The sequence below is a fragment of the Paraburkholderia domus genome, from assembly GCF_905220705.1.
GTDB classification, from domain to species: Bacteria; Pseudomonadota; Gammaproteobacteria; order Burkholderiales; family Burkholderiaceae; genus Paraburkholderia; species Paraburkholderia domus.
The window spans coordinates 52,991-79,501 of record NZ_CAJNAT010000012.1; the positions used below are offsets into that span (position 1 = coordinate 52,991).

Genomic DNA, 26,511 nt, shown 5'->3' on the forward strand with positions numbered 1-26,511 from the left:
CACTCCTTAGGCAGCAAGCCGCTTCGTCGGCGCATTGACCAGCGCAATGCCGGTCAATACCAGCGCCGCAGCCATCAGGAAGCGCAGGCTGAACGACTCGCCGAGTAACAACACGCCGAAGGGGCGAAGCTACCTAGGGCGCGGCGCGCGGGCAGTGCGGTAGCGCTCATGGCGTGCGGAGTGGCGAAAATGGGTCATACGATATCAAAACCGTCCACTCCGCCATGCGATGACCCCACCGCCTACGCGTGCCTCTTACAAGCTGCAAGCCCTTCGATGACATAACAACACTTACTTCAGTCTATTTTCTTGCTGCCCTGGTTTCGCGCTAAGGTTCACCCACAAGCATTTCGTCAGCTCATTCAAACAGCCTGAATTGGCCGCCATGCAAGGTTCCGATGCGAGCCCTGCATTGCATCTGCCGATTTGCGCGCTCCCAGATGAGCGGCGTGCCGGTACTTGGGTCAGGCGTGGCCGTATCGAAATATCCGCGAAAAGCGGGAATCCGTACGAGGAGACGATATGAAGAACGTAAGCAAGTGGGCGATGGCAGTTGTGCCCGCAGCGCTGGCGTGTCAAATGGCGCACGCGCAATCGAGCGTGACGCTCTACGGTGTGATCGACGAAAGCGTGCGGTATCTGACCCACGCAAACCAGGCCGGCGATTCGTCAATCGGGCTCGGCAACGGCGGCATGACGGAAAGCCGCTGGGGGATAAGGGGTGTCGAGGATCTGGGCGGCGGCTGGTCGACGTTCTTCAAGCTCGAAAATCGCTTCTACATGAATAGCGGCCAAAGCGATCCCACCTTGCCGTTCTTCAATGAAGCGCAAGTGGGTGTGCGCTCGGATTCCTATGGGCAGGTGATCCTCGGCCGTCAGTACAACGTGATGATCGAGGGCATTACCATCGGCGGCTACGGCAGCAATATCTGGATTCCGTACGACTTCAGTTTTCAGCCGGAAGTGACGATGACCGGCGGTATCTGGACCAGCAACCAGGTGCAGTATCAGGCGAAATATAACGGTTTCCATCTTGCTGCCGGCTACGCGTTTGGCGGCAATGCGGGCAATTCGTACGGCAGCCAGATCGGCGCGGCGCTCGCTTACGCACCGGGCGGCCCGTTCACCTTCGGCGGCGCGTATCAGGAGTCGAAAGATTCACTCAACGGCGCAGCCGCGAAAGCGTGGACTTTCGGCGGGTCGTACACGTGGAACATGACCCGGTTCTCCGTCGGCTATATCGTCGATCAGAATGACGCCGGCTTCTCGAATTTCGCCAACGGGCCGTTCACCGCGCCTGCGTTGGCCGCGCTCAAGTACACGGATTTTTCGCGGCGTCGCATGATCATGGGCGGCATCACGCAGCAGGTCGGCACCACGTGGCATTTCGCCGCGAATGTCTGGCGCACGCTGCAGGACGGCAAGACCGCCGCGCAGGACGGTTCGGCATGGCAATATCAACTGGTCGCCGACTACAACCTGTCGAGGCGCACCGACGTCTACCTGGAAGGCGATTACTCGCTGTACCGGGGCGACCTGATCGGCGCGCAGTTGCAGGGCGTCAACGGCGTCGGGCTCGCGCAGAAGGGGAGCCAGATCGGCCTGATGGCCGGCGTGCGGCATCAGTTCTGAGCGCTTACCAACTCCAGCGCGCGCCCAGATTGCCTTCCACGGTGCTGCGGTGCTCGCCGTTCACGTTCGTGGTGTAACTCGCGGTAGCGAACACGCTGCCGCGAGCGCTCAGATGCGCGACCATGCCGATGCCGAACTGGGCGGCCGTGGCGGCGACATCGCTGGGAATCACGGTCGTGCCGGCGAAGGTCGTGCTATCGGTGCCATTGAAATAGCGCCACAGATTCGCGCGCAAATACGGCTGCCACTGAGCGCCCGCGCCTTCGAAGCTGCCTTCAAGGCGCAGGCCGAGCCGGCCCACCAGACCGTTTGCCGCGTGAAACGATACGTTCGAAATGCCGTCGTTGAGATCGTTGATCGATGCATGCTGCCAGATCAGTTGTGCTTGCGGTTCGAGACTGAGATTGGCGCGCAGCGGAATCGGCAAGCCGGCTTCCAGCGAGGTCGTCACGGCATGTCCATGCGTGCTCGCACCAATGCCCTGATTCGACGACGGATCGAGCGTCAGCGAGCTGCCCATCGCGACTGCATCGGTGTACCAGCCTCCCGGGCCGATGTGCGTCCAGTAGACGCCTGCGCTGTAGGCATTGATCGACAGCCGCCCGGCCGACAGATCGGGGAAACCGAGCGCGAAACCGTTCACGTCGCCTTGGGCGCGGGCAAAGCCGATGAAGAATCCGTAGTGATTGCGCTGGCCGCTTGGGCTGCGATCCGCGTAGATATCGTGACCCACTTGCACGCCGGCCATCGTGCCGCTGAATTCGGGATTGGCGGCGCCGCTGTTGCTCTGCGAGGTGTGCTCGCCCCAGACCCGCGACCACGCGGCGGCTAGCGGGCCGCTTTCGTCCAGCAATGCCTGCTCGCCCTGGCGGTCATGGAAGGTTCCGATCTGCGCGATACCGAGTTCGCGCGTGAGAACCGGGACCTCGGCGTAGACGGGCACCTCTATCCGGTAGAGCGGCGTCGGCGCCGAGCCTGCTGGTGGTGGGGCGGGTAAGGAAGGGGTGCCGGCGGCGGCAATGGGCCCCGTTTGTGCGGGCGTAGGTGTTGGCGTAGGCGTAGGCGTAGGTGTCGGTGTCGGTGCGGGTGCAGGTGTCGGTGTCGGTGCGGGTGCAGGTGCAGGTGTCGGTGCAGGTGCAGGTGCAGGTGCAGGTGCAGGCGCCGCAGCCAGACTCGAGCGCAAATACCAGTTGTCCGCCGTTCCCGCACTCACACCGCCCTTGAACAGGTAGTACGTATAGGCGCCCGCGGTCAGCGGTTTCGGCAGCGTGAATGCGCTCGATGTCGTCGTCGCGCCGTTGCTCGCCTGCACCACGAGGATTCCGTCCGTGAGCGTGGCGCCGCCTGAGCCGCCGACGTTGGTGACGCCGAGCGAAGTATTGCCCGAGCCGACACCTTGCGCGATCGCCAGCTTGTCGCTCGGCGAGCCGTCTCCGCCCAGCACCGTCTGCAACAGCAAGCGGCCGTTGAGCCCCGTGTAGTTGCCGTTGATCGCCAGCGTATTGCCCGTAGCCGTCGCCCCGTTGGTCAGATCGATGGTGCCCGCATTGTTGACGTTCACGAGCTGACCGGCGAGCGCTGGTGCGATCGTCGCCGTGCCGCCAAAGCCGCCCGCAAACACTGTACTGCTCGAATCGACATTCAGCGTGCCCGTCAGCGTGCCGCTATTACCGAGGCTTAAACCGTTGTTGTCGAGCGTGAGCTGGCTGCCGTTCGTCGCGTTGATGGTCGACCAGTTCGTGAAGCGGCTCAGACCGCTCGCCTGAGTGTTGTTGAAGTTGAGAACACTCGAGACGTTGCCGCCTGCAAACAGCGGCACACCGGCGAGATTGGTGTCGGTCAGGCCGGTCAGCGTGGCGGTATCGTGACCCGTGCCGAGCCGGATAAAACCGGTGATCGTGCCGGCACTCCAGTTGAGCGTGTCGTTGCCGGTATCGGTATAGATCCCGCGGCCGTTGCTGCCCAGCATGTTGCCCGTGTTGTTGATGGTGATGTCGAACGAGCCGAATGATGCAACGACCTCCGTGGTGGCGGATTCGAGCGTGCCGGTATTGTTGATAGTGGCATCGGCATTGGAAATCGAGAGCGTGACGTTGGTCGCGGAGATGACGCCGGCATTGTTGAACGTGCCACCGTCATTCGCATCGATGCCGTTGCTCCCCTTGGTGACGATGCTTGCGCCGGCTTCGTTGTTGAACGTGACGCTGCCCGTAATGTAGGCGCCGAGACCGTTGGTGGTGATCTTTCCGGTGTTGGTAATGACGCTCGGTGACGCAGCCTCTGAAATGATGCCGTGCGAGCCTGAGCCCGAGGTGCTGATCGTGCCTGTGTTCGTGATGGAGGTGCTGTACGTATAGATGCCAGGCGCGCTGGCACCCGTTGTTGTGATCGTGCCGTTGTTGACGACCGTGTCGGTAGCTGTCTGCGCGGATATGCCGGCAGAGCTGTCCCCGGTAGTCGAAAGCTGGCCGTTGTTGGTGAGCGTGCCGCCGCCGGCGCCGGAGACGTCGTGCATCGCGGCGGCATTGGTGCCGCTCGTCTGGATAACGCCGGTCGTGTCGTTGAGCATCGTGACCGCGGCCGCGCTGTTGAACATGCCGTCCGACCCTGCGCCGGTCGTTACGATCAAACCGCGGTTGGTCAGCCCGTTTTGGCCGGCGCCCGTTCCTTGGGCCGAGATGCCGTAGAAGCTGTCGCCCGTGACGCGGATTGTCCCGAGGTTGGTGACCGTGCTGCGGTCGTACACGAGAATGCCATTGTTGCCGCCCACGTCGAGTTCCGCGCCTGCCTGCACGTTCGCCGCGACGTTGGTGCTGCCGGTCACTGCGATGACCGGCGTAGTGGACGGGTTGGGGGCACTGTTGCTGCACGTGACCGTCTGGCCGCTGATCGGCGCAGTGTTGTCACAGGCGGCGAACGCAGACTCGCATGGCAGAAGGAGCGCTATTCCGAGCGCGGACGAAAGGGCTTCGACTAGACGCAAACGAACAGGCACATGCCTCGAACATGCACGACGCATACGGTGGTCCTCCAGTAGAACAGGTCTGGTCAGTTCCTGCTGGGTTCGCTCTGGGTGCTGCGCCGTCTCTTGGGATGCCGCGGCTGGACGGTGTGCGAAAGAATGTACCGTCAGACGAATTTAGTCAACGATTCGGATGACGTAGGATGGCAACGACAAGTCGTAGGACCGCGCGTGAAGGAGGCTGCTTGGGTGGTGCGCAAAGGCCACTCGAGCGCCTCACGAAAGCCGCGAAAAGGCGCTACGAACGATCACGGGAAACGCTGCACGAAAGGCGATGCAACAACCACGCATAGGCCATGTAAAAGCGCGGCCGCGAGTCTCACTCAGGTGTGCCTTCCATGCGCCGCTTCGACCGTCGTGGATCGATCAACGCGAATCCCGCCGCACCGACGATCAGCAGCAACACGCCCGTTATCCCGAAGCCAATCTCATAGCCCCTCACGTCGCCTGCCACGCCGAGCAGCTTGCCCATCGCGACGGGTCCGATCAGCCCGGCAGTGGTGACAATCGCATTGGTGATCGCGAGCAGCGCTCCGCGCCGCGCCACCGGCGCGACTTCGGCGACCAGCATCGGGCCGAAGGTGAAAGTCTGAATCGCCAATGCGCTGGCGAGCCCCATCAACGCGATCTTGACCAACGGCGGCGCACCGAACAACAGTGAGCAGTACGCCAACCCGCTTACCACGCACGCCGCGCTGATCAGTTTGCCGCGCGCCACCTTCGACGACACGCCGCGCTTGAGCATACGATGCGAAACTATTGCGAGCGCGATGCCGAGCGGGATCTGCGCCGCGACTTGCAGCGCGAACAACCAACCGGCCCGGGTTGCGTCAAAGCCGAGACCGAGCCGGAAATACGCGGGCACCCAGGTGAAACCGATTGCGACCACCGCGTAGCCGACAAAGCATTGCAGCATCACGCCGATGACGGTACGGTCGCTGAGCATGCGCCGAAAGCGTAATGGCGCAGCACGCGGGCCGGCAACTGCCGCGGAAAACGCGGATGATGCGTTGTGCTGACGATTCCCCGTCTTGCCCAGGCACAGCCACAAGACGGTCCAGCCGATGCCGACCGCGCCGAGCGTGAGAAACGTCGCGTGCCAGTGCCACCGCTGCGAGATATAGGTGAGCAGCGGTCCCGCGATGATGACGCCTGCGGTCGCCCCTTGTTGAACGATGGCGGTAGGCAGGTTGCGTTCGTGGTCGTCGAACCAGGTGTAAACCACGTGCAGCGCAAGCGCCGAGGCCGGCCCTTCACCTGCGCCTAGCAAGACGCGGCACAGCAGCAACACGGCAAAGCTGGTCGGCCATGCGAGCGGCAACTGCGCTACCGCCCAGATCAGCGCGAGCGCGGCGAGCAGCCATTTCATGTTGACGCGGTCTGCGATCAGTCCGACCGCGACGCCGGAGATCGAGAACAACACAAAAAACGCGCTGCCGACGAGGCCGAACTGACCGTGCGTCAACTGCATGTCATGCATCAATGGGATCGCGACCAGACCGAGCACAGCTTTGTCGGCGAAATTGATCAGCATGAACAGGAACAGCGAGGCGACGATCACCCAGCGGTGGCCCTGCAGGGCTTCGCGTGTGTGGGCGGGGTGAGCCGACGCTGTGGCCGTGTCGGCGGCAAGCGCTGTGCAGCGCTTCGTGCTGCTCAGGATGGTGGGCAAAGCGTGTCTCCATTTCTCGCGCGGGGCGCTGGGTTTTCGCCCATTTGAGGTGGTATAAATGAATTGTTCAAGTGCATTCTCGTTATCGGGAGCTTGCAAACTATGCATGAGGTCAATTCCCGCCGCCTTACCCATCTTATCGCGCTCGCCGAGGAAGGCAGCTTTGCGCGCGCGGCCGAGCGGGTTCATCTGAGCCAGCCGGCATTGAGCCGCAGCATTCAGGCGCTCGAAGAGGAAGTCGGCATGAAACTGTTCGACCGCGCGGCACGCGGCGTCGCGATGACGGCGGCCGGGCGGCTGCTGGTCGAGCGCGCCCGGCGCGTGCTGTTCGAAACGCGCTGTCTGTTCCGCGACGTCGAACTGCTGAAGACACACGAACTCGGCGAGGTGCGCATCGGCCTCGGGCCCTATGCGGCGGTCGTGCTGCTGCCGGACCTGCTGGTGGAGTTCGCGCGGCGCTTTCCGAAGATCAAGGTGCGGATCGAACTTGGTGAAGGCGATGCGTTGCTTGCCAAGCTGCACGCCGAACAGATCGACTTTCTGGTCGGCGACCGCCGTGTGCCGCCCGTGACGCCGGATGTCACGTTGCGGCGTCTGCCGCGTCACGAGGGCGGCTGGTTCGCGCGGCCGGACCATCCTTTATTTGCGCGCGACACGGTGCAACTCGCGGCGTTGCGCGAGTTTCCGCTGGTGTCGGTGACCTTGCCAGCGTTCATGAAGGATGCCCTGCATCGCCTGCTCAAATACCGTGCGCACGAGCAGATTCCGTTGCAGATCGAATGCAACGACGTGGCGGTACTGAAGGACGTCGTTGCGCGGACCGATGCCGTGCTGTTCTCCACGGCGTCCGCGGTGCGGCGCGATCTGGAGATGCGGCGATTGGCGCGCATTCCGCTCGTCAATCCGCCGCGTCTCGCGCTTGAATTCGCGCTGGTGTATCTGGCCGAGCGCACGCTTTCGCCCGCCGCGGATTCCGCGCTGGGACTGGCCGAACAGGTGATGGAGGACGCGAACCGCGCCGCGCAGGGCCTGCTGCATCCCGACTCATTGGCAACCTGAATGAGCCGCTGAACGGCAGACTCTGTGATCGCATGACCGCCCCCCGTGATTACCCTGGATGCGGTTGACACAGCGACCCCAATCGCGGACGATCCGAAATCCAGATTCCGGTTTGCCGTGAGTCTTCATTTTCTCAGCGCAGCGAACCAAGACTGAACACCGCATGACGACTTCCCCACGCAGCCGCGAAGCACAACCCAGCGCCATCGCGGCGCCGCGTCAGACGCGCAGCCAGCAGGGTCTCGTTCGCATGCTGCAAGCCGGGCGCGAGCTGCTCGAAGCGAGCGGCAATCTCGATGATCTGTCCATCAACGACATCGTCGAGCGTGCGGGTACGTCGATCGGCGCGTTTTATCGGCGCTTCGACAACAAGGACAGCTTCTTTGAAGTCCTTCAGGACGCGGCAATGGAAGAGGGGCTCGCGCACGTGCGCGAGACCGTCGAACGTGATCCGGCCTGGCATTCGAACGACGCGGGTACGCTTGCCGATGCGGTCATTTCGTTTTACGTCATGACGTTCCGGCGCAATCGTGGGCTGTATCACGCGTCGTTGCTGCGGGCGTCGCAGCGCAAAGCCAGCTGGGACGCCGTGAAGTCGACCAATCACGAGGTTCTGGCGATGATCGTGCCGCGTCTCGTCGGGGCGTTGGCACAGTCGCGCGGCATCAAGGCCGAGGACAACGCGACCCAGTCGCTCGAATTCGAAGTACGCGCCACCCTGCAAATGATCCTCGGCATGCTGGTCAACAGCGTGTTGAACGACCCGGGTCCTTTGTCGCTCACCAGCCGGCAACTGCGGTCATGGCTGCAAGTTCGTTTGCGACGCTGTCTCGGTTTGCCGGACGGCTGATTTTTTTACCTAAAAATAGGAATCAGAATTCCGATTCCATTAATAGAAAGCCGATCCAGATGCAGCGTGGCTTCCCGTAACGCGCAGTGGAATATTCAAGGAGACACCGCATGAGCTCATGTTGTCCAGAACTGGTCCGTAATCCGGCCTTCGACGCACCACACATCGGCGAACCGCTCGATGTCGCGTTCGACGCCGGCGTGAATCTCGCCTTCGCCATTGCCGCGCCGACCGTGCCGCCGCGCCTGACCGAACACTCGCGGCGGATGGCACAGCGCATCTATCGCGTAGCCGAGCGCGTGTATTGCGCGGTCGGTTACGCGATCGCGAACATCATCTTCGTGGTCGGCGACGACGGTATCGTGGTGATTGACGCGACCGAGGCAGTGTCCGCTGCGAAACGCATCTATGAGGACTTCTGCGCGATCGATCCGCGGCACGCCGCGCTGCCGGTCAAGGCTGTCGTCTACACGCACAACCACACGGACCACACCGGCGGCGTGCGGGCCTTTGTCGACGAGGCCGCGCTCGAGGCGGGCCGCGTCGAGATCATCGCGCACCGCTCGTTGATGGACACCGTCATCAACAACGCGAACCTTGTGGCGCCGATTCTCGCCACGCGTTCGGCTTACAGCTTCGGCACGCTGCTGCCGGCTGGCGCGACCGGCAAGGTCAATGCAGGCATCGGACCGGTGCTGATCGCCGAACCGGCGAGCTTCTTCGCGCCGACCCGTGTGTTCGACGACAAGCTCGACATCGTGCTGGCAGGCGTGCGTTTTGAGTTCCGCTACGCGCCCTCGGAGGCTGACGACGAAATCGTGATGTGGCTGCCGGATCTCGGCGTGTTGCTGTCGGCGGAAGTGATCCAGGGCGAGTGTCTCGCGAACGTGCACACGCTGCGCGGCACGCGTTACCGCGATCCGGTGCGCTGGTATCAGACCATCGACATGATGCGCGGCTTCAACGCGGCGCATATGGTGCCGGCGCATGGCCGTCCGGTATCGGGCGCGCAGTCTGTCGCCGAGGTGCTGTGCGTGTATCGCGACGCCATCCAGTTCATCCACGACCAGACCATCCGCCACATGAACTTCGGCCTGAGCCCGGACGAACTCGTCGAGGCCATTCCCGCGCTGCCGCCGCACCTCGCTGAGCATGCGTGGCTCGGCGAGTACTACGGCACGGTCAAACATTCGGTACGGCAGGTGTATAGCGGGCAACTAGGCTGGTTCGATGGCGATCCGGCATCGCTCGATCCGCTGCCGCGCGCTGAGCGTTCGCAACGCATGGTCAAGATGATGGGCGGCGTGGAGGCAGTGCGCGCCGCTGCGCGTATCGCACTGGGTGAAGGCGATTGGCGTTGGGCCGCGGAACTGGCCACGCTGCTGGTGCGCCTGGATACAACCGACGCCGACGCCCGCAGCATCAAGGCAGGCGCGTTGCGCGAGTTGGGCTACCGCACGGTGAACACCAACTGGCGTAACTGGTATCTAAGCGCGGCGCGCGAACTCGAACACGCCTACGACGAACTGCCGTTTGGCGGCAGTTCGAGTCTCGCTTCGGCGGATGTGTTGCGCGCTCAACCGTTGCGCAATGTGTTCCAGCGCTTCAGTGTGAACGTCGATCCGGAACGGTGCGCGGACGTGCAGATGACACTCGCGTTTCGCGTGACGGATCGCAATGAAACGCATGCGCTCGAATTACGGCGTGGCGTGTTGCAGATTCACGAGCGCACACCGTCGGCGATCGACGTTCAACTCGCGCTGGAAACCAGCACCTTGTACGGCACACTGCGCGACATGGCAACGCAGTTGCCGAAGTGCCTCGAGAGCGGCACAGTAAAGTTGGAGCGTGGCACGGTCGAGCAGTTGCGCCGATTCTTCGATTGTTTCGACCAGCCCGCGCGGCGTATGCCCGCGCTTACTACGCGATAGAAGCAGCGCGGCTCGCATCGGGGCGTTGGCGCAGTGGCACATCGTGCATTGGCGCATCGCGATGCGAAACCCAAGGAGGAGACATGGAAAAAATCTGGTTGAAGTCCTATCCGCCGGGCGTGCCGTCCGAGATCGATAGTACGCAGTTCAGTTCCGTCGGCGATCTGTTGGAACAAAGTTTCCAGACGCACGCCGCAGAATGCGCGTTCGTCTGCATGGGCCGCAAATTGACCTACGGCGAACTCGATGCGAAGTCGCGCCATCTTGCGGCGTGGTTTCAATGGCTAGGTCTCGCGCGCGGCGCACGCATTGCCGTGATGCTGCCGAATGTGCTGCAGTATCCGGTGGTCATGGCGGCCATCCTGCGCGCCGGTTACGTGGTCGTGAACGTCAATCCGCTGTACACGCCGCGTGAACTGGAGCATCAGTTGAACGACAGCGGCGCGGAAGCGATCGTGCTGTTCGATACGTTCGCGAAGACGCTCGAGGCCGTACAGGCGCGTACGTCGATCAAGCATATCGTGCTGACGTCGATCGGCGAGATGCTCGGCGCGGGTAGTCCGGACATTGCGGCCAATGTGCCGCCGACTTCGCAAATTACATTGAACGATGCGATCGCGCGTGGTTCGGACGCGGGCTTCACACCTGTCACGCTCACGCAGACCGACGTCGCGGTGCTCCAATACACCGGTGGCACCACCGGCGTCTCGAAGGGCGCCACTTTGCTGCACGGCAATCTGATCGCCAACGTCCTGCAATCGGAGTTGTGGCGCGAGCCGGTTTATCGCGAGCGCACCGACATCAAGCAGTACATCACGGTCGTCGCGCTGCCGCTGTATCACATCTTCGGCTTGACGGTCTGCGGTTTGCTGACAATGCGCTGCGGCGGCATGGGCATCCTGATTCCGAATCCGCGCGATTTGCCGGGGTTGATCAAAGCCTTGCAAGGCTACGCGATCAACTCGTTCCCCGGTGTGAACACCATGTTTAACGCGCTGCTGAACGAGCCTGATTTTAAAACGCTCGACTTCTCAAAGCTGGTGCAATCGAACGGCGGCGGCATGGCTGTGCAGCAAGCCGTCGCGCAACGCTGGCAAGCGCTGACTGGCGTGCCGATTGTCGAAGGTTATGGGCTCTCGGAAACGTCGCCGTGCGCCACCACCAATCTGCCGACGTCGACTGCGTTCACCGGGACGGTCGGCTTGCCGTTGCCGTCCACGGATATTTCGATTCGCGACGACGGCGGCCACGAAGTGCCGCTCGGCGAGCGTGGCGAAATCTGTATTCGCGGACCGCAGGTGATGGCCGGCTACTGGAACCGTCCCGATGAAACCGCGAAGGTGATGACGCCGGACGGTTTCTTCAAATCCGGCGATATCGGCGTGATGACGGAAGAGGGCTTCGTGAAGATCGTCGATCGCAAGAAAGACATGATTCTGGTGTCGGGTTTCAATGTCTATCCGAACGAAATCGAGGACGTCGTGGCGAAGCACCCGGGCGTGTTCGAAGTGGTGGCAGTCGGCGTGCCGGACGCGGAGGCGGGCGAGGTCGTCAAGCTCTACGTGGTGAAGAAAGATCCGGCGCTCACTGATGCGGATATTTTTTCGTTCTGTAAGGAGCAACTGACGGGTTATAAGCGCCCCAAGATCATCGAATTCCGCAGCGAACTGCCGAAGACCAACGTCGGCAAGATTCTGCGGCGCGCATTGCGCGACGAGGTGAAGAGCGCGGGCTAAAAACGGGCGTGCCATGCGCCTCGCCGCGTGTGGCACGCTCTGCAGCGTGGCGCGATTCCGGGTACATTTACGCTCTCGACATCACGCACTAGGGAGTACACGATGCGCCTGCTTCACACCATGCTCCGGGTCGGCGACCTGGACCGCTCGATTGCCTTCTACACCGACTTGCTCGGTATGAAATTGCTGCGCCGGGATGACTATCCGGACGGCAAGTTCACGCTTGCGTTCGTCGGCTATGAAGACGAGCGCAACGGCACCGTCCTTGAACTTACGCACAACTGGGACACGCCGTCGTATGACCTCGGCACCGGCTTCGGGCACCTTGCTGTCGAAGTCGAAGATGCCTATGCGGCTTGCGACAAAATCAAGGCGCAAGGCGGCACGGTCGTGCGCGAAGCCGGTCCGATGAAACACGGCACCACCGTGATCGCTTTCGTGACGGATCCGGACGGCTACAAGATCGAATTTATCCAGAAGAAAAAGTGACGTAAGCGGCGGGGCGAGGACACGCAATGAACGACAGCAATCCCTACTTCAAAGAACTTGGCGACATCCACGTCGAAATCCAGGCTTTGTTCGACGGCTCCGCGGATCACGGCGCGCTGGATCGCATCATGGCGCGTTTCGCTCCGCAATTCACGCTGGTCATGCCGTCCGGTCTCGCACTGGATTACGCGGGCCTGCGTGAGATTTTCGCGAAGCTGAACGGCGCGCGTCCTGGCTCGCAGATCACAATTCGCGATATGGAGATCGTGTCCGAGTATGCGTTGGGCGCGGTAGTGAAGTATCGTGAGTATCAGCGCGACAACGCGGGCAATGCGAACGTGCGGCGCTCGACAGCGGTAATGGATCTGGACGCGCACGGCAAGGTGACGTGGCGTCACCTGCAGGAAACCTTCTGCGCGGAATGAGCGGTGGGTTTCAGAAGGCCGGCGCTTCGAGTCGAGGCGCCGGCTTCAAGGCTTCATGGTTGACGATCGAAGTCTTGAAGAGCCGAAAAAGGCCCGAAGGCGTCAAAGCGTCGGCAGCAATTCCGGCGGATGCGACTTCAACGTCTGCCGCGCTTCGCGGAATTCCGGAAAAATCGATTCAACCGTTTGCCAGAAGCGCGGGCTGTGATTCATCTCGCGCAGATGCGCGAGCTCGTGCGCCACGACGTAATCGATGATCGACAGCGGGAAGTGGATCAGCCGCCAGTTCAGGCGGATTTTGCCGTCGCTCGAACAGCTACCCCAACGCGTGGCGGCCGAAGAGAGTGCATAGGCGCGATAGTTGACGCCCAGTTTCTCCGCGTAGATCGCGAGCCGCTCGCCGAACAGGCGTTTTGCTTCGCCTTGCAGCCAGCCTTGCACACGATCCTTGATCTGCTGCGGGTCCGCTTGCAACGGCAGCGGCACTTGCAGTGCAGCTTCATCCGCGTTGAAGGCCAGCGTGCCTTGCGGCGAGCCGAGCTTCACGCGCACCGGCTGGCCGAGATACGGCACTTCCGCACCATCTTTCCAGTCAACCTTGGGTAACGCACGCTGTTCGACGCGCGTTTGCCATTCGATCAGCTTCGTGAAAATCCAGCGCTGCTTTTCGGTGATGGCGGTTTCGATATCGGCGAGCGTGACCCAGCGTGGTGCGGTAATCATCAGGCCTGTGCTGTCGATCGCAAAGCCGATCGAGCGGCGTGCCGAACGCTTGAGCACGTAGTGCAGCGTGCGCGAGCCGATGGTGAGGCTGCGCAGCTTGCTGCCGTCCGGTGCAAGCGGCACGGCCGTTTGCTGCCCGCTTTGCGAGCCGGACGACGGCACGGACGGTGATGGGGACGACGACGTCGACCCCGGCTCGGCGAAGAGCGGGAGATCGAGTTGCCGGTTATCGAGCGCCGCAGCGGGCTGCGACGTAGGAGACTTCTGCATCGGATTCGGCTTCGCGCAAATGCGCCTTCGAGGGCGCGGGCGCGTCAGATTGGTGCGGCGGCGGAGCTGCTATCCGCCGCGCGGTACGCGGTAGGATCGATGCGACGCATTTCAGCTTCGATCCACGTTTCGACGCGCGTGTTCACTTCATCGGGCGTGAGCCCCGTCGTCTCGATCGGCTTGCCGATCGACACTGTGACTATACCCGCATATTTGAGAAACGAGTTGCGCGGCCACAGTCGTCCTGCGTTGTGCGCGATCGGCACGACTGGCGCGCCAGTGGCAATTGCAAAACGCGCACCGCCTGTTTTGTACTTGCCCTGCTTGCCGGTCGGCGTACGCGTGCCTTCCGGAAACATGATGACCCACGCGCCTTCGTCCATGCGCGCCTTGCCTTGCTTGATCACCGACTCGAACGCGTACTTGCCTTCCTTGCGATCGATGTGAACCATCTTCAACAAGCCCAGCGCCCAGCCAAAAAACGGCACGAACAGCAGCTCGCGCTTGAACACGTAGCACATCGGCCGCGGCATCAGCGCCGGAAACGCCAGCGTTTCCCACGCCGATTGATGCTTCGACAGCAGCACGGCCGGACCATCGGGCAGGTTCTCATAGCCCTCGACCTGGTAGCGGATGCCGTTCAGCCAGCGCACTGTGTAGAGCGTGGCGCGGCACCAGCCGGCCGCCATCCAGTAGCGATTGTCGGCGCGCATGAAGGGGAACGCGATGAAGCACGCGATCGCGTACGGCACCGTGAAGAGCACGAGGTAGATCAGCAGCAGTAACGAGCGAATGAAGCGCATCGGCGTGGTCAGTGAGGGTTGGGGGCGCGCGTGGCGCGCGTCACTCGTGAGCGTCGGAAAGGAAGTCGAGTGCGAATGCGCGCAGGTCGTCGTGCACGCGCGTGCCTTCGGGCAGGCCGCCGGTTGCGAGCGTCTTGCGACCCTTGCCGGTCAGCACCAGATGAGTCGGGTGGCCGAGCGAAGCGCCCGCTTGCAGGTCGCGCATCGCGTCGCCGACCACCGGCGTGTGGTGCGGATCGACTTCGAAACGTTCGGCGATCATCTTCAGCATGCCGGGCTTCGGTTTGCGGCATTCGCAGTGATCTTGCGCCGTGTGCGGGCAGAAGAATACCGCGTCGATGCGGCCGCCGACCGCGGCCGCCATGCGATGCATTTTCAGATGCATTGCGTTGAGCGCGTTCATGTCGAAGAGACCGCGGCCGATGCCCGACTGGTTCGTCGCGACAGCAACGCGATAACCCGCCTGGTTCAGCCGCGCGATCGCTTCGAGCGAACCGGGCAGGGCGACCCATTCGTCCGGCGACTTGATAAACGCGTCGGAATCGACGTTGATCACGCCGTCGCGGTCGAGGATCACCACTTTTCTGGTCGGCATGGCGCGGGGCTCAGGCGGCGAGTCGGGAAATGTCGGCGACGCAATTCATCTGCTGATGAAGCGCGCCGAGCAAAGCCAGACGGTTGGCGCGCAACGCCGGATCTTCGGCATTGACCATCACGTCGTTGAAGAACGTGTCGACCGGTTCGCGCAACGCGGCGAGCGCGGTCAGTGCGCCCGTGTAGTCGCGTGCGGCGAGTTGCGATTGCACGCGCGGTGCAACCTGTTCCAGTTGCGCATGCAAGGCTTTTTCCGCCGCTTCGGTCAGTAACGTGACCTGCACGCCGCCGTTCGTCGCGCTTTCCGACTTCTTCAGGATGTTCGAAATGCGCTTGTTGGCTGCCGCGAGCGAGGCCGCTTCCGGCAGCGCCGCGAATTCGCGCACTGCATCTAGGCGCGCGACGATGTCGTCGAGGCGCGTCGGGTTCAGCGCCAGCACCGCGTCGATTTCACCTGGCGCGTAGCCGCGCTCACGCAGCAGACCGCGCAGGCGGTCCATGCTGAATTCGTAGATCGCTTCCGTCGAATCGGCGACGCCCGGCACAGCGGCGAATTGCGCGTAAGCGGTGCGCAGCAGTTCGATCAGATCGACCGGCAGTTGCTTCTCGACCAGAATCCGCAGCACGCCGAGCGCATGACGGCGCAGCGCGAACGGGTCTTTTTCGCCGGTCGGTTGCAGACCGATGCCCCAGATGCCGACCAGCGTTTCGAGCTTGTCGGCGAGCGCGACGACGGTGCCGGTTGCCGTGGTCGGCAACGCATCGCCGGAGAAACGCGGCTGATAGTGTTCCGAGCATGCCAGCGCGACTTCTTCCGGCTCGCCGTCGTGCCGCGCGTAGTACGTGCCCATCGTGCCTTGCAGCTCTGGGAACTCGCCGACCATGTCGGTGATCAGGTCGGCCTTGGCCAGACGTGCAGCGCGCTTCGCGAGCGCGACATCTGCGCCGATCAGCGAGGCAATTGCACCTGCCAGCGCTTCGACGCGCTCGACGCGTTGCAGCGCCGAACCCAGCTTGTTGTGATACACGACGTTGGCGAGGAGCGGCACGCGATCGGCGAGCGGCTTCTTCTTGTCCTGCTCGAAGAAGAACTTCGCATCGGCCAGACGCGGACGCACCACGCGCTCATTGCCTTCGACGATATCGCCCGGCGTCGCCGTTTCGATGTTCGACACGATCAGGAAGCGCGAGCGCAGCTTGCCGTTCGCATCCGTCAACGCAAAGTATTTCTGGTTCGTCTGCATGGTCAGGATCAGGCATTCCTGCGGCACTTGCAGGAATTCGTCTTCGAACCGGCAGGCGTAGACCACGGGCCATTCGACCAGCGAATTCACTTCATCCAGCAGCGATTCCGGCATCACGACCTGGTCGCCTTCGGCTTGCGCGAGCAGATGCGTGCGGATGGTTTCCTTGCGATCGGCAAAATTCGCGACCACGCGGCCCTTGTGCATCAGCGTATCGGCGTACGTATCCGCATGCTGGATCTGCACGAAGCCTTCGGACAGGAAGCGATGGCCGAGCGTGGTGTCGTCGGCGTCGACGCCCAGCGCGGTGACCGGCACGACCTGTTCGCCGTGCAAAGTGGTCAGGCGATGCGCCGGGCGCACGAATTGCACACTGGTGCCGTCCGGGCGCTGATACGTCATCGGCTTCGGAATCGGCAGCTTGGCAAGCGTTTCGTCGAGCGCGGTTTGCAGGCCTTCGGCGAGCGTGGCGCCCGGCGCGGCGTAACGCAGGAAGAAGGCTTCAGCCTTGCCGTCTTGCGCACGTTCCAGGTCGTTCACCGAAAAATCGGGGAAGCCGAGCGCGGCCAGTTTCTTGGCGAGCGGCGCGGTGGGCTGGCCGTCTTTATCGAGCGCGACGGAAACCGGCAGCACTTTTTCGCGCACGTGTTTTTCCGGCGCGACCGCACGCACGTTCTTGATCGTGACAGCGAGGCGGCGCGGCGTGGCATAACGTTCGAACGACAGTTCGCCTTCGACCAGGTCGCGCGCCGCGAGGCGCTGCGCAATGCCTTCGGCGAACGCGTCGCCGAGACGCGCGAGCGCTTTCGGCGGCAGTTCTTCGGTCAGCAGCTCGACGAGCAGGGTAGCTTGATGGGGTTGAGTCATTTCTTGGTGTTCTCGTCTCGTCAGTCCGGATCGATCTTGCGTTCGATTTTCAGCGGCGGCGCCCACGCGGGCATGGCGGCATCCTGCTCGTCGGTCGTCAGTCCGGGCACGCCGTGCACTGGATTGCCGAGCATCGGGAAACCGAGCTTTTCGCGCGAGTCGTAGTAAGCCTGTGCGACCAGACGCGACAGCGCGCGAATCCGGCCGATGTAGGCCGCGCGTTCCGTGACGGAAATCGCACCGCGGGCGTCCAGCAGGTTGAACGTGTGGCCGGCCTTCAGCACCAGTTCATAAGCGGGCAGCGCGATCTGCGCATCGATCATGCGCTTGGCTTCCGCTTCGTAACTGTTGAAGAACGTGAACAGCAGATCGACGTTCGCGTGCTCGAAGTTGTAGGTCGACTGTTCGACTTCGTTCTGGTGGTACACGTCGCCGTAAGTCAGGCGGCGGAGTTCGGGGCCGTTCGGGCCTTGCTCTTCCCACTCGGTCCAGACCAGGTCGTAGACGTTCTCGACCTTCTGCAGATACATGGCCAGACGTTCGAGACCATAAGTGATTTCGCCTAGCACCGGCTTGCAATCCAGACCGCCGACTTGCTGGAAGTAGGTGAACTGGGTCACTTCCATGCCGTTCAGCCACACTTCCCAGCCGAGACCCCAAGCGCCGAGCGTCGGGTTTTCCCAGTCGTCTTCGACAAAGCGTACGTCGTTCTGCTTCAGATCGAAGCCGAGGGCTTCGAGCGAGCCGAGGTACAGGTCGAGAATGTTTTCCGGCGCCGGCTTCAGCACGACCTGGTACTGATAGTAATGCTGCAGGCGGTTCGGGTTCTCGCCGTAGCGGCCGTCTTTCGGGCGGCGCGACGGCTGCACATAGGCGGCTCGCCACGGTTCCGGGCCGATCGCGCGCAGGAAAGTGTGGACGTGGGACGTGCCCGCGCCGACTTCCATGTCGATCGGCTGGAGCAACGCGCAACCCTGCTTATCCCAGTAGGACTGCAGTGTCAGGATGATTTGCTGAAACGTGAGCATGAAGTGCCTTTCGGGCATAGGGCCGCGCCGCAAACGCCGGAGCGCGCGAGCTGGCCGTGGAGCGAAGTGCTAAACTGTAGATTTTAACGGAAAGGGAGGGGGGTGTCCGTTTTGCGGGGTCGGAGGGGACTTGAGGCGATCTTCAAACGAAAAAAGGCCGCTTCAGGCGGCCGGTCGTCGTTCGTCTTCTCGGGAGGTGTTCGGTCGGCTAACTGCTCAAACTCATCAACGCATGCGTGGCAGAATCCGAATCCGTCACCTCGACAAACCCATCAATCTCCATTTCCAGTTCCCGCGGCAGCGCGAGCATATTGCACGACAGCAACCTGCCGTAGATATTCTCCTCGCGTTCAAAGAAATTGCCCGGATTAAACAAAGGCGGCAAATGCCACCACATCCGGTATTCCTTCGACCACAACCACTCGATCAACGCCTGCGAGCGATCGAGCCGGTCGTTCTCCACGTAAATCACCGGCCGCGAGCGGGCGATGGTTTCCTCCGCGCCTAGCAGCGCGTTCAACTCGAACCCTTCCACGTCGAGTTTCAGCATCCCCACGGTATGCGAGCGCAGCACATCGTCCAGCCGCACGCACGGAACCGGGAGCGTATTCGCCGCAGCCTCCGTTTGCATCGATACGCCGCCGAAGTTACCCGGCGCGTCATAGTCCGGCCGCGCAAAATGCAGCGTCCCCGCAGTCGCCCCACACGCATACGGCCAGGCGAGCACGTTACGCACTCCATTGGCCGCGAGATTCGCACAGAGGTTCTGAAAGATCACCGGCTGCGGCTCGAACGCGACGAGCACCTGGCGACGCAGCTGCGCCTCACGCGCCAGCATGATCGTATGCACGCCGATATTCGCGCCGACTTCCACGACGATGCCCGGCTGCACCAGCAACTGTCGCAACACGGCAGATTCGAGTTCGCTGCATTCACCGTATTCGATAAGTGCGCGACCGAGATAGAAGTCGTTTGGATTGGCGAGCATCCAGCCATGACGGGTCTGGACGAGTTGCGTGTGCTCGCCGAGCGGCACCGAAACAGAAGAGGGTGTAACCATGGACGTTGAGCGGGAAAAAGACCACGCAAATGTACGGTTCGCCGCTGTCCTTGTATATGAGACGAGCTCTTAAGGATTCTTATTTTTCTGCAAAAACTCGCCGTCAAAACCTAAGACTCCCAGACGATCGGCCCATCAGCCGATCGTCATCGCAGCCAGATTACGTCGCGGCCAGTTCGACCTTCGGCGCAAAGGAATCGCTTTGCGCAATAGGCCAATATTTCTCGTACAGCGTGTAGCGATAGTTGCCGTTCAGCAGATCGTTCGGCTCGAGATACTTCAACAGTTCGGACATCAAGCGCACCTCATGCGACGATACACGCCGCACGATGTGGTGCGCGCGCAGTTCCGCCGGATGCTTGAGCCCCGTGGCCTGGATGATTTCCTTCAGCGCATGCAGCGTGTTGTGATGGAAGTTGAATACACGTTCGGCCTTGTCCGGAACCACCAAAGCGCGTTGACGCACAGGGTCCTGCGTCGCGACGCCCGTCGGGCAGCGTCCGGTGTGGCAGGTCTGCGCCTGAATGCAACCGACGGCGAACATGAAGCCACGCGCCGCGTTGACCCAGTCCGCGCCGATGGCAAGCGTCTTCGTGATGTCGAATGCGGTAATCATCTTGCCGCTCGCGCCGATGCGGATGCGTTGACGCAAGCCGATGCCGACCAGCGTGTTGTGCACCAGTAGCAGCCCTTCCTGCAACGGCACGCCGACGTGATCGGTGAACTCCAGCGGCGCTGCGCCCGTGCCGCCCTCCGCACCGTCGACCACGATAAAGTCCGGCAAAATCCCCGTCTCCAGCATCGCCTTTGCAATGCCGAAGAATTCCCATGGATGCCCGATGCACAGCTTGAACCCGGTCGGCTTGCCGCCGGACAGCGTACGCAAACGGTCGACGAATTCGAGCAGGCCGCGCGGCGTCGAAAACTCGGAATGGGTAGCCGGTGAGATGCAATCGCGGCCCATCGGCACGCCGCGCGTCTCCGCAATCTCGGGCGTGATCTTCGCGGCCGGCAGCACGCCGCCGTGACCGGGCTTCGCGCCTTGCGAGAGCTTCACCTCGATCATCTTCACTTGCGGCTCGGCGGCCTGTTTGGCGAACTTCTCCGCGCTGAAGGTACCGTCGTCGTTACGGCAGCCGAAGTAACCCGAAGCGATTTCCCAGATGATGTCGCCGCCATGCTCGCGGTGGTATTTCGACATCGAGCCTTCGCCCGTGTCGTGCGCGAAGTTGCCTTTCTTCGCGCCGAGGTTCAGCGCCATGATCGCGTTCGCGGACAACGAGCCGAAGCTCATCGCGGAGACGTTGAAGATCGACATCGAATAAGGTTGCGCGCGGTCGGGCCCGACGACGACACGGAAGTCGTGGCTGTCGACTTTGGTCGGCGCGAGCGAGTGGCTGATCCATTCGTGCGCGACAGCTTTGACGTCGAGTTCGGTGCCGTACGGGCGGCTATCCACGTCGTTCTTCGCGCGCTGATAGACGATGCTGCGTTGGGCGCGCGAGAACGGTTTCTCGTCGGTATCGTCCTCGACGAAATACTGGCGGATTTCCGGGCGGATGAATTCGAACAGGAAGCGGAAGTGACCCCACAGCGGATAGTTACGCAGAATCGCGTGGCGATCCTGCGTCAGGTCGAACAGACCGAGCGCGACGAGCGCCACCGGCACGATGATCCAGAACCACGAAAGGTGATGCGTCGCGGCGAGCACCGCACAGGCTGCGAGCAGAACGACTGCGCACCACATCGCCAGATAACGTCGAGAAAACATGGGGACTCCAGTGCAGTGAAGATCGTCGCGGAGGGATCGTCGACGCTGTCGGCGCGGACGGCGTCCGCCGCGAATGGAACGAACAACTGCTTTTTATGGTGAAGCTAGCTGCGGCTTGAAGGTGAAACGTGCGGGTGAGGCGTGAAGTCTGAAGCTTGAAGTTGATGCATACAGGTGAAGCGCGTGCGGCGGCGCCAAGGCGTTGCCGCACGATAAAACTCATCGCTCAACGGGCGGTTAGCAACGCTGCCTTTTGCGGCTCGCGCGCCGTTGGCTGCCCGGTCACCGCGTGTTCGATGATGCCACCGCCGAGACACACGTCGCCATCGTAGAGCACCGCGGATTGCCCCGGTGTGACAGCCCACTGGGCGGCGTCGAAATTCAGTTCGAAGAGGCCTTCGCCATCATCTGCCGCGCCGGCCGCCGCGCTTGCCGCCGCGCCGAACGTGCACGGTGCATCCGCCTGCCGGTAACGGGTTTTCGCGCCGCAGGCGAAACCGTCGGCCGGCGGTTCGCCCGCCACCCAGCTCGTATTGCCTGCCGAAAGCGTATGGCTCAGCAGCCACGAATGGTCGTGGCCTTGCGCGACATACAGCGTGTTCGATGCAATATCCTTGCCGGCGACGAACCACGGTTCGCCGCTACCGTCCTTGCTGCCGCCGAGGCCGATGCCCTTGCGCTGCCCGAACGTATAGAACGCGAGGCCGATATGTTCACCGACCACTTTGCCGTCGGTGGTTTTCATCGGGCCGGGTTTGGTCGGCAGATAGCGATTCAGGAAGTCGCGGAACGGCCGTTCGCCGATAAAGCAGATGCCGGTCGAATCTTTCTTCTTCGCATTCGGCAGCGCGATCTGTTCGGCGATCTCGCGCACTTTGGTTTTCGGAATCTCGCCCAAAGGAAACAGCGTTTTCGACAACTGCGCCTGATTCAGCCGATGCAGAAAGTACGACTGGTCCTTCGTATGATCGAAGGCCTTCAGCAGTTCGAAGCGGCCGTTGTTCTCACGCACGCGCGCATAGTGGCCGGTCGCGATGGTTTCCGCGCCGAGCGACATCGCGTGATCGAGGAAGGCCTTGAACTTGATTTCGGCGTTGCACAGGACGTCAGGATTCGGCGTGCGGCCGGCCGAGTATTCGCGCAGGAATTCGGCAAATACGCGGTCTTTGTATTCGGCGGCGAAATTGACCGCTTCGACGTCGATGCCGATCAGGTCCGCCACCGAGACGACGTCGATCCAATCCTGCCGCGTCGAGCAGTACTCGCTGTCGTCGTCGTCTTCCCAGTTTTTCATGAACAGGCCGACCACGTCGTAGCCCTGTTCCTTCAGCAGCCACGCGGTAACCGACGAATCGACGCCGCCCGACATGCCTACTACGACTTTCTGCTTGCTCATAAGGTGCTCACTGGGTACTGCGTGACTTCGTTGATCGTGGGTTGACCGTGTTGCCCGGTCGCCTGGTTGGCCGCTCGTGACGGTTCAGGCTCGTGTATGACAGGTTAGGCCTGGCTGAGCCCGCTTGCATCTGCTTGTGCCTGTTTCTGCCCGACCGAATGCGTGTGCACGAAATCGAGCGGGAAACGCCGGCCTGCGAGGTAATCGTCGAGACATTGCATGACGAGCGGCGTGCGATGCCGTTCGGGGCAGGCGCGTAATTCGTCGGCGCTCATCCACAGCGTGCGGACGATGTCGGGGTCGAGCGCGCGCTCTGCATCCGCTTTGCCGCTCGTGCCGCAATAGGTGAAGCGCAGATACGTCACGCCCTCACTGCCGGGCCGTCCGAAATGCGTCATATACATGCCGACCAGCGCTTCGGGCGTGAACGGATGCGCGGTTTCTTCGAGCGTTTCGCGGACCACCGCTTCCAGAAGCGTTTCGCCCGCTTCCAGATGGCCGGCGGGCTGATTCAGGCGCAGACCGTCGGCGGTATGTTCCTCGACCACGAGAAAACGCCCGTCACGCTCGACGATGGCCGCAACGGTGACGTGCGGCAGCCAGGTTTCTGGTTTCATGGGTGCGCATTTTACCGTTTATGAGCCTGGGCTGCCGGGAAGCGGGCGACCGGCAGCGGGCGGGTGGCGTCGGGCCGGGCGGCGCGCGGGCACCCCAGCGGAGTGGGCCTTCAGCCCCAGCCGACGAGCCGCCCCGCTCGCCGCGCACCCCCGGATTGTCCCCGATTTCGGCGCACCCCCAGGTTTCGGTTAAAGTGACGCCGTTAGCCGTTGCACTTGCAAGCCGGCGTGCCTCGTCGGCAGCTCTGTCGTAAAACAGGAAGTCGAGGAGGAATGAAGATGCACATCGGAGTGCCAGCTGAGACGCGCGCGCACGAAACCCGCGTCGCCGCGACGCCCGAAACGGTCAAGAAGTACGTGACCCAGGGCCATCGGGTCACCATCCAGAGCGGCGCCGGTACCGGCGCGAGCTTTCCTGACGAAGCCTTTACAGCCGCCGGCGCGGAAATCGTCGACGCGGCCACCGCTTTCGGCGCGGATCTCGTTCTCAAGGTCCAGTCCCCGACCGATGCCGAGTTGCCGCTGCTCAAGCGCGGCGCGACGCTGGTCGGCATGCTCGATCCCTTTAATGCCGAAAACGCGCTGAAACTTGCCGCGGCTGGTGTTACCGCGTTCGCGCTCGAAGCCGCGCCGCGCACCACCCGCGCGCAGAGCCTCGACGTGCTGTCGTCGCAGGCGAACATCGCCGGGTACAAGGCGGTTTTATTGGCCGCCACCCTCTATCCGCGCTTCATGCCGATGCTGATGACCGCCGCGGGCACCGTGAAAGCGGCCCGCGTGCTGATTCTCGGCGCAGGTGTGGCCGGTTTGCAGGCGATTGCGACCGCCAAGCGCCTCGGCGCGGTGATCGAAGCGTCCGACGTGCGTCCGGCGGTCAAGGAGCAGATCGAATCGCTCGGCGCCAAGTTTCTCGATGTCCCCTATGAAACCGATGAGGAGCGCGAAGCCGCGCAGGGCGTCGGTGGCTATGCGCGGCCGATGCCGCCTTCGTGGCTGACACGCCAGTCGGCACTGGTCCACGAACGGGCGAAGCAGGCGGATATCGTCATCTCCACCGCCTTGATCCCCGGTCGGGCCGCACCGACGCTGATCTCGGTAGAAACCGTGCAGGCGATGAAACCCGGCTCCGTGCTGATCGATCTCGCCGCGGGCCGTGGCCCCGAGTACGAAGGCCGGCGCGGCGGCAACTGCCCGCTGACCGAAGCGGACCAGGTCGTCACGAAAAACGGCGTGCAGATCGTCGGCTATACGAATCTGGCCTCGATGGTGCCCGCCGACGCATCGTCCTTATACGCACGCAACCTGCTCGACTTCCTCAAGCTGATCATTACGAAGGAAGGCGCCCTGAACATCGATCTCGCAGACGACATCGTCGCGGCCACGCTGCTGGCCCGTGACGGCGAAGTCACACGCAAGGCATAAAGGAGAGCGGCGATGGAAGTCATTAATCACACCGTCATCAACCTGATCATTTTCGTGCTGGCGATTTACGTCGGCTACCACGTCGTCTGGAACGTCACCCCCGCGCTGCACACACCGCTGATGGCCGTAACCAACGCGATCTCGGCGATTGTGATCGTCGGCGCGATGCTGGCAGCAGGCCTCACCGTGGGCGACACCGGCAAGTTCTTCGGCACGCTTGCTGTCGCGCTCGCGGCGGTCAACGTGTTCGGCGGATTTCTCGTAACGAGGCGAATGCTGGAGATGTTCAGGAAGAAAGAACCGAAGAAGCTTCCCGCAGCAGCCAAGGAGAACGCGTAATGAGTCTGAACGTCGTCACGCTGCTTTATCTGGTCGCGTCGGTCTGCTTCATCCAGGCGCTCAAGGGGCTGTCGAATCCGAAGACGGCGCGCACCGGCAATACCTTCGGCATGGTCGGGATGGCGATTGCGATCCTCACCACCATCGCGCTCATCGTCAAACAGGCTAACGCGCTCGGCTCGAATCTCGGGTTAGGGCTCGGCCTGCTGTTTGCCGCGCTGATTGTCGGCGGCGCGATCGGCGCGTTCGTCGCGGCGCGCGTCGAGATGACCAAGATGCCGGAACTGGTCGCCGCGATGCACTCGCTGATCGGTCTTGCGGCTGTCTGCATTGCGTATGCGGTGGTGTCGGAACCGTCGGCCTTCGGTCTCGTCGATCCGGACAATGCGGTTCCGGGCTTCCTGCCGTACGGCAATCGCGTCGAGCTGTTCATCGGCACGTTTGTCGGGGCGATTACGTTCTCCGGTTCGGTGATCGCGTTCGGCAAGCTGTCGGGCAAGTACAAGTTCAGGTTGTTCCAGGGCGCACCGGTTGTGTATGCGGGGCAGCATCTGATCAACCTGTTCCTCGCGCTGGGGATGCTCGGCTTCGGTGTGATCTTCTTTCTCACGCAATCGTGGCTGCCGTTCATCATCATGACGCTGATCGCGTTCGTGCTTGGGGTGCTGATCATTATTCCGATCGGCGGCGCGGATATGCCGGTGGTCGTGTCGATGCTTAACTCGTATTCGGGCTGGGCGGCGGCGGGCATCGGTTTCTCGCTGAACAATCCGATGCTGATCATCGCGGGCTCGCTGGTCGGCTCATCGGGTGCGATCCTCTCGTACATCATGTGCCGCGCGATGAACCGCTCGTTCTTCAACGTGATTCTTGGTGGCTTCGGTAATGAGGCGGGCGCAGCGGTGGCAGGGGGCTCGGCGGAGCAGCGTCCGGTGAAATCCGGCTCTGCTGACGATGCTTCGTTCATGCTTGGCAATGCTGAAACCGTGGTGATTGTGCCGGGGTATGGACTGGCGGTGGCGCGTGCCCAGCATGCGTTGAAGGAACTCACCGACAAGCTGGTCGAGAAGGGCATCGAGGTGAAGTACGCGATTCACCCGGTGGCCGGACGGATGCCGGGCCACATGAACGTGCTGCTCGCCGAAGCCGAAGTGCCCTACGACATGGTCTACGAAATGGACGACATCAACGGCGAGTTCGGCCAGGTCGACGTCGTACTGGTACTCGGTGCGAACGACGTGGTGAACCCGGCGGCGAAGAACGATCCAAAGTCGCCGATCGCGGGCATGCCGATCATCGAGGCGTACAAGGCGCGCACGGTCATCGTGAACAAACGTTCGATGGCCGCGGGTTACGCCGGTCTGGACAACGACCTGTTCTACATGGACAAGACGATGATGGTGTTCGGCGATGCCAAGAAGGTGATCGAAGATATGGTGAAGTCGGTCGAGTAAAGCGTGCTGGCGGTTCGCGGCTTGCCTCGCGGCGGGCGGCGAACCGCCGGTCATGTAGCTGGGATGCGTGCACGAAATCTAGCCGATGCAGGGCGCTTCATGATTCG

General features: G+C 62.4%; 21 protein-coding genes and 1 pseudogene. 10 read left to right on the forward strand and 12 right to left on the reverse strand.

The window, feature by feature from the left end; all coding sequences use genetic code 11:
- Window positions 1–6: 6 nt before the first annotated feature.
- A pseudogene (locus tag KHO31_RS20790) lies at window positions 7–120 on the reverse strand (DMT family transporter); the annotation flags it as partial.
- A 402-nt stretch (window positions 121–522) separates the two neighbouring features.
- On the opposite strand from KHO31_RS20790, the gene KHO31_RS20795 reads away from it, so the two are divergent.
- On the forward strand, window positions 523–1,632 hold the full coding sequence (locus KHO31_RS20795; protein ID WP_201082910.1) for a porin: 1,110 nt from the start codon (window positions 523–525) through the stop codon (window positions 1,630–1,632).
- A 4-nt stretch (window positions 1,633–1,636) separates the two neighbouring features.
- Here the strand turns inward: KHO31_RS20795 and KHO31_RS20800 are convergent, their stop codons facing one another.
- Together KHO31_RS20800 and KHO31_RS20805 are read right to left on the reverse strand one after the other, a co-directional pair.
- Entirely contained in the window at window positions 1,637–4,651 is a 3,015-nt protein-coding gene (locus tag KHO31_RS20800; protein WP_211624084.1) for an autotransporter family protein, read from the reverse strand.
- Between the two features lie 322 nt (window positions 4,652–4,973).
- The gene (locus tag KHO31_RS20805; protein ID WP_201082914.1) at window positions 4,974–6,326 is read right to left on the reverse strand and encodes an MFS transporter; all 1,353 of its coding nucleotides are present in this window, start codon (window positions 6,324–6,326) and stop codon (window positions 4,974–4,976) included.
- Between the two features lie 102 nt (window positions 6,327–6,428).
- Between KHO31_RS20805 and KHO31_RS20810 the strand changes: the two genes are divergently transcribed.
- The 6 genes from KHO31_RS20810 to KHO31_RS20835 all read left to right on the forward strand — a co-directional run bounded on the left by KHO31_RS20810 (window position 6,429) and on the right by KHO31_RS20835 (window position 12,816).
- Complete coding sequence (locus tag KHO31_RS20810) at window positions 6,429–7,385, forward strand: LysR family transcriptional regulator (protein ID WP_201082916.1); 957 nt, start codon at window positions 6,429–6,431, stop codon at window positions 7,383–7,385.
- Window positions 7,386–7,548: 163 nt separating this feature from the next.
- Complete coding sequence (locus KHO31_RS20815) at window positions 7,549–8,235, forward strand: TetR/AcrR family transcriptional regulator (protein ID WP_211624086.1); 687 nt, start codon at window positions 7,549–7,551, stop codon at window positions 8,233–8,235.
- A 110-nt stretch (window positions 8,236–8,345) separates the two neighbouring features.
- Window positions 8,346–10,166, forward strand: a complete 1,821-nt coding sequence (locus KHO31_RS20820; RefSeq protein WP_211624088.1) for an alkyl sulfatase dimerization domain-containing protein — start codon at window positions 8,346–8,348, stop codon at window positions 10,164–10,166.
- Between the two features lie 83 nt (window positions 10,167–10,249).
- The gene (locus KHO31_RS20825; protein WP_201086644.1) at window positions 10,250–11,902 is read left to right on the forward strand and encodes a long-chain-fatty-acid--CoA ligase; all 1,653 of its coding nucleotides are present in this window, start codon (window positions 10,250–10,252) and stop codon (window positions 11,900–11,902) included.
- Between the two features lie 102 nt (window positions 11,903–12,004).
- Window positions 12,005–12,391 carry a lactoylglutathione lyase gene (gene gloA / locus KHO31_RS20830; protein ID WP_201082929.1) on the forward strand — a complete coding sequence of 129 codons (387 nt, stop codon included), beginning with the start codon at window positions 12,005–12,007 and terminating at the stop codon, window positions 12,389–12,391.
- Window positions 12,392–12,417: 26 nt separating this feature from the next.
- A complete protein-coding gene (locus KHO31_RS20835) occupies window positions 12,418–12,816 on the forward strand; it encodes a hypothetical protein (RefSeq protein ID WP_201082931.1) in 399 nt (132 codons plus the stop codon).
- Window positions 12,817–12,918: 102 nt separating this feature from the next.
- Here KHO31_RS20835 and KHO31_RS20840 read toward each other — a convergent pair whose 3' ends face one another.
- The 9 genes from KHO31_RS20840 to KHO31_RS20880 form a co-directional block, all read right to left on the reverse strand.
- A complete protein-coding gene (locus KHO31_RS20840) occupies window positions 12,919–13,809 on the reverse strand; it encodes a M48 family metallopeptidase (protein WP_201082933.1) in 891 nt (296 codons plus the stop codon).
- Between the two features lie 44 nt (window positions 13,810–13,853).
- Complete coding sequence (locus KHO31_RS20845) at window positions 13,854–14,612, reverse strand: lysophospholipid acyltransferase family protein (RefSeq protein WP_201082935.1); 759 nt, start codon at window positions 14,610–14,612, stop codon at window positions 13,854–13,856.
- 40 nt (window positions 14,613–14,652) lie between these two features.
- On the reverse strand, window positions 14,653–15,207 hold the full coding sequence (gene gmhB / locus KHO31_RS20850) for a D-glycero-beta-D-manno-heptose 1,7-bisphosphate 7-phosphatase (protein WP_201082937.1): 555 nt from the start codon (window positions 15,205–15,207) through the stop codon (window positions 14,653–14,655).
- A gap of 10 nt (window positions 15,208–15,217) precedes the next feature.
- The gene (glyS, locus tag KHO31_RS20855) at window positions 15,218–17,317 is read right to left on the reverse strand and encodes a glycine--tRNA ligase subunit beta (protein ID WP_201086643.1); all 2,100 of its coding nucleotides are present in this window, start codon (window positions 17,315–17,317) and stop codon (window positions 15,218–15,220) included.
- 20 nt (window positions 17,318–17,337) lie between these two features.
- Window positions 17,338–18,345 carry a glycine--tRNA ligase subunit alpha gene (gene glyQ / locus KHO31_RS20860; RefSeq protein ID WP_200563843.1) on the reverse strand — a complete coding sequence of 336 codons (1,008 nt, stop codon included), beginning with the start codon at window positions 18,343–18,345 and terminating at the stop codon, window positions 17,338–17,340.
- Window positions 18,346–18,553: 208 nt separating this feature from the next.
- The gene (locus KHO31_RS20865; RefSeq protein WP_201086642.1) at window positions 18,554–19,405 is read right to left on the reverse strand and encodes an FkbM family methyltransferase; all 852 of its coding nucleotides are present in this window, start codon (window positions 19,403–19,405) and stop codon (window positions 18,554–18,556) included.
- A 160-nt stretch (window positions 19,406–19,565) separates the two neighbouring features.
- On the reverse strand, window positions 19,566–21,176 hold the full coding sequence (locus KHO31_RS20870) for an FMN-binding glutamate synthase family protein (RefSeq protein WP_201086641.1): 1,611 nt from the start codon (window positions 21,174–21,176) through the stop codon (window positions 19,566–19,568).
- 226 nt (window positions 21,177–21,402) lie between these two features.
- Entirely contained in the window at window positions 21,403–22,572 is a 1,170-nt protein-coding gene (gene mnmA / locus KHO31_RS20875) for a tRNA 2-thiouridine(34) synthase MnmA (protein WP_201082945.1), read from the reverse strand.
- A gap of 104 nt (window positions 22,573–22,676) precedes the next feature.
- Window positions 22,677–23,189 (reverse strand): NUDIX hydrolase, encoded by a 513-nt coding sequence (locus tag KHO31_RS20880; RefSeq protein ID WP_201082947.1) that lies wholly within the window; start codon window positions 23,187–23,189, stop codon window positions 22,677–22,679.
- Window positions 23,190–23,468: 279 nt separating this feature from the next.
- Between KHO31_RS20880 and KHO31_RS20885 the strand changes: the two genes are divergently transcribed.
- Genes KHO31_RS20885 through KHO31_RS20895 form a run of 3 tightly spaced genes read left to right on the forward strand, consistent with a single transcriptional unit; the run spans window position 23,469 to window position 26,404 of the window.
- Window positions 23,469–24,611 carry a Re/Si-specific NAD(P)(+) transhydrogenase subunit alpha gene (locus tag KHO31_RS20885; RefSeq protein ID WP_211624090.1) on the forward strand — a complete coding sequence of 381 codons (1,143 nt, stop codon included), beginning with the start codon at window positions 23,469–23,471 and terminating at the stop codon, window positions 24,609–24,611.
- Window positions 24,612–24,623: 12 nt separating this feature from the next.
- On the forward strand, window positions 24,624–24,950 hold the full coding sequence (locus tag KHO31_RS20890) for an NAD(P) transhydrogenase subunit alpha (RefSeq protein WP_097391320.1): 327 nt from the start codon (window positions 24,624–24,626) through the stop codon (window positions 24,948–24,950).
- On the forward strand, window positions 24,950–26,404 hold the full coding sequence (locus KHO31_RS20895; protein WP_211624092.1) for an NAD(P)(+) transhydrogenase (Re/Si-specific) subunit beta: 1,455 nt from the start codon (window positions 24,950–24,952) through the stop codon (window positions 26,402–26,404). Before KHO31_RS20890 ends, KHO31_RS20895 begins: the two co-directional genes overlap by 1 nt.
- Window positions 26,405–26,511 lie beyond the last annotated feature (107 nt).

What these genes read in the sequence shown, in the direction of transcription:
- gloA (WP_201082929.1), top strand. Translation starts at nt 12,005, where the DNA reads ATGCGCCTGCTTCACACCATGCTCCGGGTCGGCGACCTGGACCGCTCG.
- glyS (WP_201086643.1), bottom strand. Translation starts at nt 17,317, where the DNA reads ATGACTCAACCCCATCAAGCTACCCTGCTCGTCGAGCTGCTGACCGAA.
- KHO31_RS20895 (WP_211624092.1), top strand. Translation starts at nt 24,950, where the DNA reads ATGAGTCTGAACGTCGTCACGCTGCTTTATCTGGTCGCGTCGGTCTGC.
- KHO31_RS20845 (WP_201082935.1), bottom strand. Translation starts at nt 14,612, where the DNA reads ATGCGCTTCATTCGCTCGTTACTGCTGCTGATCTACCTCGTGCTCTTC.
- KHO31_RS20885 (WP_211624090.1), top strand. Translation starts at nt 23,469, where the DNA reads ATGCACATCGGAGTGCCAGCTGAGACGCGCGCGCACGAAACCCGCGTC.
- KHO31_RS20880 (WP_201082947.1), bottom strand. Translation starts at nt 23,189, where the DNA reads ATGAAACCAGAAACCTGGCTGCCGCACGTCACCGTTGCGGCCATCGTC.
- glyQ (WP_200563843.1), bottom strand. Translation starts at nt 18,345, where the DNA reads ATGCTCACGTTTCAGCAAATCATCCTGACACTGCAGTCCTACTGGGAT.
- KHO31_RS20865 (WP_201086642.1), bottom strand. Translation starts at nt 19,405, where the DNA reads ATGGTTACACCCTCTTCTGTTTCGGTGCCGCTCGGCGAGCACACGCAA.
- KHO31_RS20825 (WP_201086644.1), top strand. Translation starts at nt 10,250, where the DNA reads ATGGAAAAAATCTGGTTGAAGTCCTATCCGCCGGGCGTGCCGTCCGAG.
- KHO31_RS20810 (WP_201082916.1), top strand. Translation starts at nt 6,429, where the DNA reads ATGCATGAGGTCAATTCCCGCCGCCTTACCCATCTTATCGCGCTCGCC.
- KHO31_RS20840 (WP_201082933.1), bottom strand. Translation starts at nt 13,809, where the DNA reads ATGCAGAAGTCTCCTACGTCGCAGCCCGCTGCGGCGCTCGATAACCGG.
- KHO31_RS20890 (WP_097391320.1), top strand. Translation starts at nt 24,624, where the DNA reads ATGGAAGTCATTAATCACACCGTCATCAACCTGATCATTTTCGTGCTG.
- KHO31_RS20835 (WP_201082931.1), top strand. Translation starts at nt 12,418, where the DNA reads ATGAACGACAGCAATCCCTACTTCAAAGAACTTGGCGACATCCACGTC.
- mnmA (WP_201082945.1), bottom strand. Translation starts at nt 22,572, where the DNA reads ATGAGCAAGCAGAAAGTCGTAGTAGGCATGTCGGGCGGCGTCGATTCG.
- KHO31_RS20800 (WP_211624084.1), bottom strand. Translation starts at nt 4,651, where the DNA reads ATGCGTCGTGCATGTTCGAGGCATGTGCCTGTTCGTTTGCGTCTAGTC.
- gmhB (WP_201082937.1), bottom strand. Translation starts at nt 15,207, where the DNA reads ATGCCGACCAGAAAAGTGGTGATCCTCGACCGCGACGGCGTGATCAAC.
- KHO31_RS20815 (WP_211624086.1), top strand. Translation starts at nt 7,549, where the DNA reads ATGACGACTTCCCCACGCAGCCGCGAAGCACAACCCAGCGCCATCGCG.
- KHO31_RS20870 (WP_201086641.1), bottom strand. Translation starts at nt 21,176, where the DNA reads ATGTTTTCTCGACGTTATCTGGCGATGTGGTGCGCAGTCGTTCTGCTC.
- KHO31_RS20820 (WP_211624088.1), top strand. Translation starts at nt 8,346, where the DNA reads ATGAGCTCATGTTGTCCAGAACTGGTCCGTAATCCGGCCTTCGACGCA.
- KHO31_RS20795 (WP_201082910.1), top strand. Translation starts at nt 523, where the DNA reads ATGAAGAACGTAAGCAAGTGGGCGATGGCAGTTGTGCCCGCAGCGCTG.